General features: G+C 62.6%; 12 protein-coding genes. 7 read left to right on the top strand and 5 right to left on the bottom strand.

Going from position 1 to position 12,980, the window contains the following annotated elements:
• Nucleotides 1–12 precede the first annotated feature (12 nt).
• A complete protein-coding gene (locus SJY10_RS10215) occupies nt 13–1,698 on the top strand; it encodes an ABC transporter substrate-binding protein (protein WP_386682174.1) in 1,686 nt (561 codons plus the stop codon).
• 10 nt (nt 1,699–1,708) lie between these two features.
• On the opposite strand, the gene SJY10_RS10220 is transcribed toward SJY10_RS10215, so the two are convergent.
• Nucleotides 1,709–3,007 (bottom strand): DUF2254 domain-containing protein, encoded by a 1,299-nt coding sequence (locus SJY10_RS10220; protein ID WP_386682176.1) that lies wholly within the window; start codon nt 3,005–3,007, stop codon nt 1,709–1,711.
• A gap of 142 nt (nt 3,008–3,149) precedes the next feature.
• Between SJY10_RS10220 and SJY10_RS10225 the strand changes: the two genes are divergently transcribed.
• Nucleotides 3,150–3,995, top strand: coding sequence for a DUF1206 domain-containing protein (locus SJY10_RS10225; RefSeq protein ID WP_386682178.1), 846 nt, complete (start codon nt 3,150–3,152; stop codon nt 3,993–3,995).
• Here the strand turns inward: SJY10_RS10225 and SJY10_RS10230 are convergent.
• Entirely contained in the window at nt 3,992–4,579 is a 588-nt protein-coding gene (locus tag SJY10_RS10230; RefSeq protein WP_386682180.1) for a lytic transglycosylase domain-containing protein, read from the bottom strand. The two genes, SJY10_RS10225 and SJY10_RS10230, sit on opposite strands and share 4 nt — an antisense overlap.
• Before the next feature lie 215 nt (nt 4,580–4,794).
• On the opposite strand from SJY10_RS10230, the gene ssb reads away from it, so the two are divergent.
• Nucleotides 4,795–5,331, top strand: a complete 537-nt coding sequence (ssb, locus tag SJY10_RS10235; protein ID WP_386682182.1) for a single-stranded DNA-binding protein — start codon at nt 4,795–4,797, stop codon at nt 5,329–5,331.
• Nucleotides 5,332–5,409: 78 nt separating this feature from the next.
• On the opposite strand, the gene aroB is transcribed toward ssb, so the two are convergent.
• Together aroB and SJY10_RS10245 are read right to left on the bottom strand one after the other, a co-directional pair.
• Nucleotides 5,410–6,513 (bottom strand): 3-dehydroquinate synthase, encoded by a 1,104-nt coding sequence (gene aroB, locus SJY10_RS10240; RefSeq protein ID WP_386682184.1) that lies wholly within the window; start codon nt 6,511–6,513, stop codon nt 5,410–5,412.
• The gene (locus tag SJY10_RS10245) at nt 6,510–7,061 is read right to left on the bottom strand and encodes a shikimate kinase (protein WP_386684612.1); all 552 of its coding nucleotides are present in this window, start codon (nt 7,059–7,061) and stop codon (nt 6,510–6,512) included. Before SJY10_RS10245 ends, aroB begins: the two co-directional genes overlap by 4 nt.
• 178 nt (nt 7,062–7,239) lie before the next feature.
• Between SJY10_RS10245 and SJY10_RS10250 the strand changes: the two genes are divergently transcribed.
• The 4 genes from SJY10_RS10250 (at nt 7,240) to SJY10_RS10265 (ending at nt 11,278) form a co-directional block, all read left to right on the top strand.
• Entirely contained in the window at nt 7,240–7,392 is a 153-nt protein-coding gene (locus SJY10_RS10250; protein WP_386682186.1) for a hypothetical protein, read from the top strand.
• A gap of 2 nt (nt 7,393–7,394) precedes the next feature.
• Entirely contained in the window at nt 7,395–8,948 is a 1,554-nt protein-coding gene (locus SJY10_RS10255) for a hypothetical protein (protein ID WP_386682188.1), read from the top strand.
• A 29-nt stretch (nt 8,949–8,977) separates the two neighbouring features.
• Nucleotides 8,978–9,901, top strand: coding sequence for a site-specific tyrosine recombinase XerD (locus SJY10_RS10260; RefSeq protein WP_386684614.1), 924 nt, complete (start codon nt 8,978–8,980; stop codon nt 9,899–9,901).
• A 69-nt stretch (nt 9,902–9,970) separates the two neighbouring features.
• Complete coding sequence (locus tag SJY10_RS10265; RefSeq protein ID WP_386682190.1) at nt 9,971–11,278, top strand: HlyC/CorC family transporter; 1,308 nt, start codon at nt 9,971–9,973, stop codon at nt 11,276–11,278.
• A gap of 146 nt (nt 11,279–11,424) precedes the next feature.
• On the opposite strand, the gene SJY10_RS10270 is transcribed toward SJY10_RS10265, so the two are convergent.
• Nucleotides 11,425–12,969 carry a helicase HerA-like domain-containing protein gene (locus SJY10_RS10270; protein ID WP_386682192.1) on the bottom strand — a complete coding sequence of 515 codons (1,545 nt, stop codon included), beginning with the start codon at nt 12,967–12,969 and terminating at the stop codon, nt 11,425–11,427.
• Between the last annotated feature and the right edge of the window lie 11 nt (nt 12,970–12,980).

The following is a 12,980-nucleotide window of genomic DNA, read 5'->3' on the forward strand; positions in this document are numbered from 1 at the left end:
GGATATGACCCGATGACACCCCCCCGCGCGCCGCGCCTTCATCCTGCCGCCTCGCTTTATGCGCGCGAAGTGGCGCAGGGTCGGTTGGACCGCCGTGAATTCCTGTCCCGCGCGACCGCGCTGGGTGTGACTAGCGCTGCTGCCTACGGGTTGCTGGGCGCTGCGATGCCGACACAGGCCAAGGCGCAAGCACGGCAAGGCGGGACGCTGCGGATGCAGATGGAAGTGCGCGCGCTCAAGGATCCGCGCACATACGACTGGCCGCAGATGTCCTATATTACTGCGGGCTGGCTGGAATACCTTGTTGCTTACAACAACGACGGCACCTTTACGCCCTGGCTTCTGGCTGGCTGGGATGTGAACGACGATGCCACCGCCTATACCCTGAACGTCCGCCCCGGCGTGACATGGAACGACGGCACCGCCTTTACCGCCGCCGATGTAGTGCGCAATATCACTCGCTGGTGTGACAAGACCGTCGAAGGCAACTCTATGGCGACCCGCATGGCGACGCTGATTGACCCGGACACGGACAAGGCCATCGATGGCGCAATTACCGCGACGGATGATCTGACCGTGGCGCTGGCCCTGCCCTTTCCCGATATCACCATTATTGCGGGCATGTCCGATTACCCCGCTCAGATCGTGCCTGCGGATTTCAACGCAGATGATCCGACGGCCACCCCCAAAGGGACCGGCCCATATGTGCCAGAGGCGCTAGAGGTCGGCACCCGCGCCGTGCTGACCCGCAATACGGGCCACACCTGGTGGGGCGACGCCGCAGGATTTGGCGCGGCCATCGACCGGTTCGAATTTATCGACTACGGCACCGATCCATCAGCCTTTGTCGCTGCCGCCGCCGCGGGCGAAGTCGATGTGATCTATGAAACCGTCGGCGAGTTCGTTGACATTCTGGATGGCATGGGCTGGCAAAAATCAGAGGTCGCATCAGGCTCTACCATCGTGATCCGCACCAACCAGAAAGCCGAAGTAGACGGCAAGACGCCCTATGCCGACGTGCGCGTGCGCCGTGCGATCACCATGGCTGTCGATCCAGAGGTATGTCTGGAACTTGGCTACGGCCATCGGGGCGTTGTGGCGCGCAATATGCATATCGGTCCGATGCATCCTGAATGGGCCGATGTGCCTGCCCTGCCCGTCGATCCCGCCGGTGCACTGGCGTTGATGACGCAGGCCGGTCAGCAGGATTTCGAGATGGAGCTGGTATCCATCGATGATGACTGGCGCAAGAATACCACGGACGCCGTTGCCGCCCAGCTGCGCGATGCCGGCTTTAGCGTCAAACGGACCACGGTCCCCGCCAGCACCTTTTGGTCGAACTGGACCAGCTATCCCTTTTCATCGACCGACTGGAACCACCGCCCCCTTGGCACCCAGATCTATGCCCTTGCCTACAAGTCGGGCGAGGCGTGGAACGAATCCGGTTTTGCCAATGCTGAATTCGATGCGCTGCTGGCGCAGGCGAATGCGATTGCGGATGCAGACAAGCGGCGGACCATCATGGCACAGCTGCAGACGATCCTGCGCGATGAAGGCGTCATTCTGCAGCCCTATTGGCGTTCGCTTTACCGCCATGCCGCACCAGGAGTGATCGGGGCGCAGATGCATATCGCCTATCTGCCGCGGCTTTACGACTTTGCCTTGGCCGCCGGTACGGAATCTGCGGCAGAGCCGTAATCCCCTGCTGTCAGGTTCTGGCCTTGATCGCAGCCCCTGCCCGCGTGCGTGCAACGCCTGCGACCTGATCGGCCACGCCTTGCAAATGGTTTAGCTCTTGCGCGATCGGCATGGCATCCTGCGCGTAGGACATGGCACGCGCCGACTGGGCCGCTGCAGCCTCTGCAAAGATGGACGGGCTTTGCTGTGCCATGGCCAGCAATGCCCGTTGCAAGGTAATCTGAACCTCGTAAAGCGCAGCGCCATCGCGGGCGATGGCGGCAAAGGCATCGCGCAGCATTTCATCCGCAGACATACCGCGAATCCACAGATGAGCGAAGGCCACGTCCGGCGCAGCGCGGTCATCCCACAGCGACATCACGCGGGTCATCCGCCGGATCACGTCGATTGCCGTGCCCGGATCGTTCACCGCAGGCGACAGCGCGCGGCTGGCGATTTCCGACAGGGTGATCATGCCAAAGCGCGGATCCTGATCAAAGCTGCGATCCATCCCAATATCAAAGCTGTCGTGGATATCCGCCAGCAGCGTATCAAACTCCGGCCCGATCGGCCCGCCCAGCACATGGGCCAGCACAGTGCCGTGATAGACGAACTCTCCGGGCAGCACGTCCAGATAGATACTGCAGCCCGCAACCCCGGCCAGCGTGTTCAGGCGGTCAAGATTGATGAACTGCATATGTCCGACGGCGCGGCTTGGCAGTGGGATTGCCCGCTCTGGCGGGCTACGCCCGCGCATCGGATTTGCCCCCAGCCAGGGCGTCGCAAGGCGGTTCTGCATGGCGGCTGTTGCCGCGACCTCGACCCGGTCCATGGTGTCGCCAAGGCGGCCGAAGTCGGTCAGATGCCCGATCCAGCGCACAAGGTTGAAAACGATCAGCACCAGCACAAGGATCGTCGCGGCAAACAAAATGACCCGCCCGCCTTCGCCATAGATCCCGATTTTAAGGCTGACGATCCCGACCAGCGAAAAGATGAAAGCCCCCAGAAAACTGGCCAGCACCTGCTGGGCGGTGCGATCCGTCTTAAGCAGTTGAAACGCCCGCGGCGTGGCCGTGCTGGATGCGGCCGCAAAGGCCGACAGCATGATCGACAATGAAAAGGTCGTAACCGCCAGCATGGATGACGCAAGGATGTTCAGCAGGCTGTCAATCGCATCAGCACCGATCTTGAAGGCCAGTTCTTCGGGAATAAGGCCGCGCAGGGCGATGGCGATAAATGCCGCGACAAGCGCCAGTACCGCATAGGCCCCGATGGGCACCCAGATATGGGCAAACAAACGGTTCAGGCGATAACGCAGTGATGACAGCAAGGGGCACAGACCTTTCGCAACGGGCGGCGATGCTGCGCCCTGTTGCCTGCAACATAACGCGGATGACGCGGATGCCCAGACGCATGGCGGGAACATCTGCCGCACTGGGGCATTGGCCCTGCAGAACAAAGGGGCGATGAACATGGCCGATGACAACCTGAACTGGGCCATGCCCGTTATGCGCGCAGGCTACGCAGGCCGCGCGCTGGTCTATCTGATTGTATCGGGCGTATCGCTTTTCACCATCTGGCAAGGCGGAGAGGCGAAGGGCACATCGGACGCTTTGGCGACGATCGAAAGATCCCCCTTTGGCATGATCGCTCTGGTCGTCGTCGCCCTTGGTTTGTTTGCCTATATGATTTGGCGGCTGATCGACGCTTGGTTCGATCTGGAACAGCATGGAACCGATGCCAAAGGGCTTCTTGCCCGCGCAGGACAGGCTGTCACCGGCCTGATCCACGGTGCGCTGGGCGGCTTGCCGCTGTTGCTGCTGTTTGGCAGCACCGACAGCGGCGAAGGGTCCAAGACCGCGTTCTATCTGTCCAAACTGCTGTCATGGCCAATGGGCGCGATCATCATCGGACTTGTTGCCGCGCTTACGATGGGTGCTGGCGTCTATTACCTGCACAAAGCCTGGAGCCAAAGCTACCGCGAGGCGTTGCAGGCCAACCATTTCACCCTGCACTGGAACCGGCTGCTGCAGATCGGCGTCGCGGCGCAAGGCGCATCGGTTCTGATTATCGGCTTCCTGATCGGGTTGACGGCATGGCGGCATGATCCGGATGCGGCGGGCGGGCTCGACAAGGCCTTTGGCTGGCTTGCCCAGCAGGCCTATGGCCAGTTGCTGGTGACCGCGATGTGCATTGGCCTGCTGCTTTTTGCGCTTTTTATGGCTGTCAACGCGGCCTACCGCATCGTGCCGCGCCTGAAAGACCCGGACATGATGTCACTGGCGCAAAGGCTCAAGCAAAGGGCCGAAAGCCCCTAGCTGCCCCAGATCACGCGTACATAGTTGCGGGTTTCGGCATAGGGCGGAATGCCGTTGTATTTTTCCACCGCGCCTGGACCCGCGTTATAGGCGGCCAGCGCATGTGGCCAGTTGCCGAACTTGTTGTACTGCGCCTTAAGATAACGGGCACCGCCTTCGAGGTTTTGCGCCGGATCGCGGGGATCGACGCCCAGCAGGCGGGCGGTGCCGGGCATCAGCTGTGCCAGCCCCATCGCACCTTTGGTTGACACGGCGGCTACGTTCCAGCCCGATTCCTGCTGCACCAGTCGCAGGAACAGATCCTCTGGCACGCCATGCTTGCGGGCGGCGATTCGCGCCACATCCAGCAGCGGGCCATTATAGCGGCCGATATAGCTGGGCACCGCAGGTGCCGTCACCGGAACGATTGCACGGGGCGGCTGCAGGCGGACAGAGTTGCTGTATTGCTTGGATGCGCGATTATCCAGAACCGACAACTGACTTTGGAACAAAGCCATGCGCGATGACGTTGAAACCGTATCCGCAAAGGCGGACGCACCCGTCAGCGCAATTGTCGTCGTCAGTGCCAGACCAAAGATCCGCATACCGTCACCCAATGTCGTTTCAGTGGGCGCAGGCTAGACCAGCCGCAGGCGGATGTCAGCCAATTTCCGATCACACCTGCGCGCAGGCCCCTGTGCACGGCATGCCCCCTGGCCCGCGTCTGCCAGATCCGCCGCCAGTTACATCGCTTGATCGGTTCACCTTCCCCTGCTTATCTGTCACATTGGCGGCAATTCAGAATCGTAAGGAAAAAGTCATGGCAGGATCGGTCAACAAGGTCATTCTGATCGGCAATCTGGGCGCCGATCCGGAAGTGCGCACCTTTGGCAATGGCGGCAAGGTGTGCAACCTGCGCATCGCCACGTCAGAGACGTGGAAGGACCGCAATTCGGGCGAGCGCAAGGAAAAGACCGAGTGGCACACCGTTGCCATCTTTCAAGAAGGTCTTGTCGGCGTGGCCGAGCGTTACCTGAAAAAGGGCTCCAAGGTTTATATCGAAGGCAAGCTGCAGACCCGCAAATGGCAGGACCAATCCGGCGCTGACCGTTATTCCACAGAAGTCGTGCTGCAAGGCCCCGGCACCGTGCTGACCATGCTTGACAGCGCAGGTGGCGGCGGTGGCGGTGGCGGTGGTCGCGGCGGAAGCGATAATGGCTACGACAGCTACGGCGGCGGCAATTCCGGCGGCGGCTTCGACCAAGGCGGCGGCTACGGCGGCGGCAGCTCTGGCGGTGGCGGTGGCCGCTCTGGCGGCGGCGGCCGCAGCGATATGGACGACGAAATCCCGTTCTAAACAACAAACGCCGCCCCAAGGGGCGGCGTTTTGCGTTGCCGGGCTTGGTTGGCCAGAGAAAGGCGGATTTGCGCCGGCCTAGGCCGCGTCGCGCAGCACCTGCAACACCGCATCCGCTGGCACATCGGATGTGACAAAGGCCTGCCCGATCCCGCGGGCCAGAATGAACCGCAGTTTTCCGGCGACAACCTTTTTGTCCTGCCCCATCAAATCTAGCAGCGCCTCTGGATTTGGCAGATCGCCGTCAATATCGCGGATATCGACCTTTTGTCCCATCGCCCGCAAATGGGCGCGCACGCGGCTGGGGTCTTCCTGACTGCACAGACCAAGACGCGCTGACAGCTCGAATGCCATGGCGCAACCGATGGCGACGCCTTCGCCGTGCAGCAGGCGGTCGGAATAGCCGGTCGCCTTTTCCAGCGCGTGACAGAAGGTGTGGCCAAGGTTCAGCAATGCGCGGTCGCCCTGCTCTGTCTCGTCGCGGGCCACGATATCGGCTTTCATCTGCACCGACCGTGTGACCGCGTGAATGCGGGCCGCGACATCGCCATCCGCCATCGCGGGGGCATGCGCCTCTAGCCAGTCAAAGAAGGCAGCATCCCCCAGCAGCCCGTATTTGACCACCTCGCCATAGCCCGCCAGAAAATCCCGGCGCGGCAAGCTGGCCAGCAGGTCCGTATCCGCCAGCACAAGGCTGGGTTGGTGAAAGGCACCGATCAGATTCTTGCCGTGGCGCGTGTTGATGCCGGTCTTGCCCCCGACCGAACTGTCGACCTGCGCCAGCAACGTCGTCGGAATCTGCACAAAGCGCACGCCGCGCCGCAGCACCGCCGCTGCAAAGCCGCCCAGATCGCCGATAACACCGCCGCCAAGGGCGATCACCACGTCATTGCGTTCGACCTTCTGATCAAGCAGGAAATCGCAGCACGCCTCCAGCTGGGTCCAGCTTTTGGTGCCTTCGCCCGCAGGAAGGCACAGCGCCTCTGACGTGATGCCAGCGGCACCAAGCGATGCTTGCAGGGCCGGCAGATGCAGCCCCGCCACCGTATTATCGGTCAGGATCGCGACATGCCGGCGCCCGCCAAGGGCAGCAATGCGTTCGCCTGCACCCGACAGCAGATCGGTGCCGATCACGACGTCATATTCACGCCCCGGCAGGGCGACGGAAACGGTTGCGGTCATAATGCCTCCAGCACATCGGGCCTTGTCAGTAACAGCGACATGACGCTGTCGGTCGTATCATCAATGGTGGCGCGTTGCCCGACAGCCAGATGCAGCTTGGCCTTGGCATAAATCGGTGTGCGCGCCTCGAAGATTTCGCTCAGCGTCGCATAGGGGTCCGCCGTGCGCAGCAAGGGCCGCGAATCCTTGTGCCGCACCCTATCCCACAGCACGGGCAACGGCGCATTCAGCCAGACTGCGACACCATGCTTTTTGATCTGTTTGCGGTTCCGCTTCGCCAGAAAGGCACCGCCCCCCGTCGACAGGATGCAGGGCGCGCCCGTCAGCAGGCGGGCGATCACCTCTGATTCGCGCCGGCGAAAGAAAGCCTCTCCGTCGCGGGCGAAAATTTCTGCGATGGTGGCGTTGGCGGCGGTCTCGATCTCGTGATCGCTGTCAAGGAACGGCACATCCAGCCGCTGCGACAAGGCCCGGCCGATAGCCGTCTTGCCCGATCCCATCATGCCCACCAACACAACTGTGCGGCGCAGGGCATAGCGTTGCGGCATCTGGTCGGTTTGCGTCACGGGGTTCACATTCCCTTTTTGGTGGCCCCGAACAGGCTGTGCGCCGCCGAGTTACAATTTGTCACCCTGAATGGCGTGATCTTGCCGAAAAGGCCATATATAAACATGGCAGAGTCCGGCGCACGATCGGGCAACAGGCAAACGACGGGACGCACGAATTATGTGGCGATTGATCAAAACCCTTTTCATTCTGGTGGTGCTGTCGGCAATCGCCTTCATCGCCTATGCCTATGCAGGGCCGCTGTTTTTCCCCGGTGATTTTGCCCCGCCCAGCACGCAAGTGACCCAGCCCGTCACGCTGGAGACAAAATAACCATGACCAATCGCGGTCTGATGCTGTCCCTGTTTCACGCCGCCTTCGTGCTTGCCGCCGGCAGCGCCGTGCCGCTGTCCGCCCAGTCCGATCAGCCGCTTTCCGCCATTGACTGGCTGTCGCAATCGGTTGAACCGCCCGCTGCACCGGTCAAGGCACCCGCCAAGCCGCGTCTGGACGAGCCGCCTACCGCCGACGGCGCGGGCACGCCGCAGATCACCGTCACCCCGCTGGATGCCGTGCCCCCCGCCGCGATCGGCACATTGGCGCAGGCCGACACGGGCCTGCCGCAAACACTGTGGTCCGCCAGCGAAACCGATACCCTGATCACGCTGATCCAGGCACAATCCGAACCGGAACTGCCCGCCCTGCACGATCTTTTTGTCACGCTGCTGCTGGCCAAGGCCGACGCACCTGCAGGCGACGCAGGCGCCTTGCTGCTGGCCCGCATCGACAAGCTGCTGGACCTTGCTGACCTGACAGAGGCGCTGGCCCTGATCAAAGCTGCTGATCCGGTGGAGCCTGCGCTATACCGCCGCTGGTTCGACGTCGCCCTGCTGACCGGCACAGAGGACGAGCCTTGCGCCGCCATGCAAACCGCCCCCGGTCTGGCCCCGACCTATCCTGCACGCATCTTTTGCCTGGCTCGCAGCGGTGACTGGATGGCCGCCGCACTGACGCTGAACACCCACCGTGCCCTTGGCGACATGCCGGACGACGAAGACGCGCTGCTGTCGCGGTTCCTTGATGCCGATCTTGTCGATCCCGCAGCACCTCTGCCGCCGCCCGAGCGCATCAGCCCGCTGGTTTTCCGCATGAGAGAGGCGATCGGCGAAGGGATGTCTACTCGCCCGCTGCCCCTTGCCTTTGCCCGCGCCGACCTGCGCGACACAGTCGGCGAAAAGGCACGCCTTGATGCCGCTGAACGGCTGTCACTGCACGGCGCGTTGTCGCCGCAGGACCTGTCCCGCGTGATGACCGGCGTCACCCCCGCCGCATCCGGCGGTGTCTGGGACCGGGTCGATGCCTTTCGCAAATTCAATGCCGCGATGAACGACGACGATCCGGATGCCGTTGCACAAACGCTGCCCGCCGTCTGGTCCGCCATGCAAGAGGTGCGGGCCGAGGTCAGCTTTGCCACACTCTATGCTGCCCCCATGTCGCAAATTGCCCTGACCGGCCCCGCGGCCCGCATCGCAGCTGATGTGCAGCTGCTGTCCAGCGACTACGCAAGCGCCGCCGATCTGCCGGACGTGCCCGCCTTTGTACGCGCTGTCGCCCTCGGCGATTTCACGGATGCACAACCGCACACCAGCATGGAAGAGGCGATCGCCGCCGGTTTTGCCGACACCGCCCCGCCGCAGGTCTTTGCCGACCTGCTGGCCGACGACAAACTGGGCGAGGCATTGCTGCGCGCCCTGCCCTTGTTTGACGCAGGCGTCGCCGGGGACGCGCGCTCTGTCACCGATGCGCTGCTGGTCCTGCGCCGCGCGGGTCTGAATGATGTCGCCCGCCGCGCGGCTCTGCAATTGCTGCTGCTGGACCGTTCCTTGTGACCGACCCCGCCGCACAGGGGCCGGATGCAATGGCCCGCTGGATCCAGACCTTTGTGGCCGCCCAGGCGGCAGAGCTTGACGCGGCCCGCAACACCCAGCTGGCCTATGCCCGCGATCTGAACGATGTCGCAGGCTGGCTTGCGAACAAGGGGCTGCACTTTGCCACCGCCACGCAAGACGATGTCACCGGCTATCTGATCGACTGCGACAACCAGGGCCTGTCCCGCGCGACCCGCGCCCGGCGGCTGTCCTCGATCCGCCAGCTCTATCGCTTCGCCTTCGAGGAAGGCTGGCGCCCGGACAACCCCGCGATCCAGATCAAAGGGCCTGGCAAGTCGAAATCCCTGCCCAAAACCCTGACCATCGACGAAGTTGGTCGCCTGCTACAAGCCGCGCGCGACTGCAAGGTCGACGCTGTCAAGAACACCTGCTTGATGGAACTGCTTTACGCCACCGGCATGCGCGTGACCGAACTGGTGTCCCTGCCCGTATCCGCCGCGCGGGGCGATCCGCGCATGCTGCTGGTGCGCGGCAAAGGCGGCAAGGAACGCCTGGTGCCGCTCTCGCCCCCCGCCCGGGCGGCAGTCACGGCCTGGCTGGCAGACTGGGACGCCGCGCAAGAACAGCGGCGCATCGCTGGGAAGCCGGTCTCGAAATTCCTGTTTCCGACCCGGGGCAAGGTCGGGCACATGACGCGGCAACGCTTTTTCTTTTTGATCAAGGAACTGGCCATCACCGCCGGCATTCCGCCCGAAAACGTCACCCCCCACACCATGCGCCACGCCTTTGCCACCCACCTGCTGGCAGGCGGCGCCGACCTGCGGGCGATCCAGATCATGCTGGGCCACGCCGATGTCGCCACGACTGAAATCTATACCCATGTTCTGGACGACGCGCTCAGCGAACTTGTCCTGACCCACCACCCGCTGGCCCGCAAGACGATGCCATCGTGACCCTGCAGGCCCTTGAAGCGGGACGCATCACTGCCCATAACCTTTTCGACGCAATCAAATAGGCTGACCATGGACCCCGTATCGACCGCCGCCCCGATCTTTGACGCAGCTTTCTGGCTGACGGCGGGTGGCATTCTGGTGCTTCTCGTCATGTCGGGCTTTTTCTCCGGCTCTGAAACCGCACTGACCGCCGCATCCCGCGGCAAACTGCGCGCCGCCGCCGATCGCGGCAGCAAAGGCGCGCAAAAGGCGCTCGATGTGACCGAAGACAGCGAAAGGCTGATCGGCTCGGTCCTGCTGGGCAACAACGTCGTCAACATTCTGGCGACCTCGCTGGCGACGGCACTGCTGACCAAAACCTTTGGCCAGAACGGTGTGGCCCTGGCAACGCTTGTTATGACCCTGCTGGTCCTGATCTTCGCCGAAGTGCTGCCCAAGACCTACGCCATCACCAACCCCGAAAGCACCGCCGCTCTTGTCGCGCGGCCGATCCGGCTTGTGGTCATCGTCTTCTCGCCCATCGTGAATGCGGTGCGCTACTTCGTGCGCGGTGTGCTTTACGTCTTTGGCGTGCGCACCGACCCCGACAGCCATATCCTTGCCGTACGCGAAGAAATCGCCGGTGCCCTGCAACTGGGCCACTCCGAAGGTGTGGTGGAAAAAGAAGACCGCGACCGCATTCTGGGCGCGCTAGATCTGTCGGACCGCACGGTCGAGGAGGTCATGCTGCACCGCTCCGGCATCGAAATGGTCGATGCCGACCAGCCGGCCGCCGATATCCTGCGCCAGTGCCTCGAATCTGCCCATACCCGCCTGCCGCTGTACCGCGATGATCCGGAAAATATCGTCGGCGTGATCCATGCCAAGGACCTGCTGCGCGCGATTCACACCAATGACATGGATGGCAATGACCCCCTGACCCGCGTCGATATCATGGACGTGGCAATGCCGCCCTATTTCGTGCCCGAAACCACGGCGCTGGACGAACAGATGCGCCAGTTCCTGAAACGCAAAACCCACTTTGCACTGGTCGTCGACGAATACGGCGCCCTGCAGGGCCTTCTCACTCTCGAAGACATCATCGAAGAAATCGTCGGCGAAATCGCCGATGAATTCGACGAAGAAGACGACTACGTCGTCACCCAGACAGAGGATGGGGCCTATCTTATCGACGGCTCCATGACGATCCGCGATGTGAACCGCGCCCACGACTGGAACCTGCCCGACGAAGAGGCGAATACTGTCGCCGGCCTCGTGATCCACGAGGCGCAGATCATCCCCGTCGAAGGCCAGGTCTTCTCGTTCCACGGATTCCGCTTCGAAGTCGTGGACAAAGACGAAAACCGTCTCGCAACCCTGAAAATCCGCCCGCTTTAAGCCACAAAGGGTGCGGCGTAAACCGCCGCACCCCGCCACACTATTTCACAACCAATCTAAACCCGGCTCTACCCCCAGCACGCAGCGGCTTGTATTTCATCTGGCCAAATAAACTCAAAACGCAGCCGCAGTCCTTGGCGCGCCGGTCAGCGCCCCTTGAAAAGCCCGCCCAGAATGCCGCGCACGATGCGCCGCCCGGTGGTGCCTTTCAGCTCTTTGATCACTACGCTGGCAATTGCCCCGCCAAAGCCCTGATCCGATGTGCTGCTGCGGCGACGCGAGGTAGACCGCCCGGTTTGCGGCGCGTCATAGCGGCGGGCTTGCTTGAATTCACGCTCTCTGGCTTCTGCCGCCTCCTCTGCTGCTTCGGCTTTCTCGGCCTCCGCTGCGGCCGCTTCTGCCCGTTTAGACAGCAATTCAAAAGCGCTCTCGCGGTCGATGGTCTTGTCGTATTTACCGGCCATCGGGCTTGCTGCCATCAGCGCGGCGCGCGCAGCGGCATCGATCGGTCCCAACTGCGACGATGGCGGGCGGATCAGGGTGCGCTGCACCATCAGCGGCGCGCCCTTGGCATCCAGCATGGATGTCAGCGCCTCGCCAGTGCCGACCTGCTGGATGGCCTCTGCCGTGTCGAAATCGGGATTGTCGCGATAGGTTTCAGCCGCCTTTTTCAGATCCTGACGGTCGCGGGCGGTAAAGGCGCGCAAGGCGTGTTGCACCCGGTTGCCAAGCTGGCCCAGCACATCGTCGGGCACATCGGCGGGGTTTTGCGTGATGAAATAGACGCCCACCCCCTTTGACCGGATCAAACGTGCGACCTGTTCGACCTTGTCGACAAGCACCTTTGGCGCGCCGTCAAACAGCAGATGGGCTTCATCGAAAAAGAACACCAGCTTGGGTTTGTCCGGGTTGCCCACCTCTGGCAGCTCTTCGAACAGCTCTGACAAGAGCCACAGTAGGAACGTGGCATAAAGTTTGGGCGATCCCATCAGCTGATCGGCGGCAAGGATATTGATCTGGCCGCGCCCGTCCGGGGCGCAGGTCATCATATCCGCCAGTTCCAGCGCCGGTTCGCCAAACAGCGCATTGCCGCCCTGATTTTCCAGGGTCAGCAAACTGCGCTGGATCGCCCCGACCGAACTGGTCGCCACATTGCCATAGCGCAGCGAAAGCTCTTTTGCGTTCTGACCAGTCCACACCAGTAAGGATTGCAGATCCTTCAGGTCCAGCAGCGGCAGCCCTTCTTCGTCGGCAACGCGAAAGGCGACGTTCAGCACGCCTTCCTGCACCTCTGTCAGACCCAGAAGCTGCGCCAGCAACAGCGGCCCCATTTCGGCAACGGTCGCGCGGATCGGGTGGCCTTGCTGGCCCAGCAGGTCCCAGAAGGTGACCGGAAAGGCGCTGTATTGCAGATCCAGCCCGATTGTCGCGGCCCGTTTGGTAAAGGCGTCGTGCAGTTTGAAATCCGCCGTTCCGCTGGCGGCCAGACCTGACAAGTCCCCCTTCACGTCGGACAAAAACACCGGAACGCCAGCTGCAGAAAATCCTTCGGCCAGAATTTGCAGCGTGACAGTCTTGCCTGTCCCCGTTGCCCCCGCAATCAGACCGTGACGATTGGCCTTGTCCAGCAGCAAAGCCTGCGCCGCGCCGTAATCCTTGCCACCGCCACCGATAAAAATACTGTCTGACATGCCGTCCCCCG

Source organism: Loktanella sp. R86503 (assembly GCF_042466455.1).
Classification (GTDB): Bacteria; Pseudomonadota; Alphaproteobacteria; order Rhodobacterales; family Rhodobacteraceae; genus Loktanella.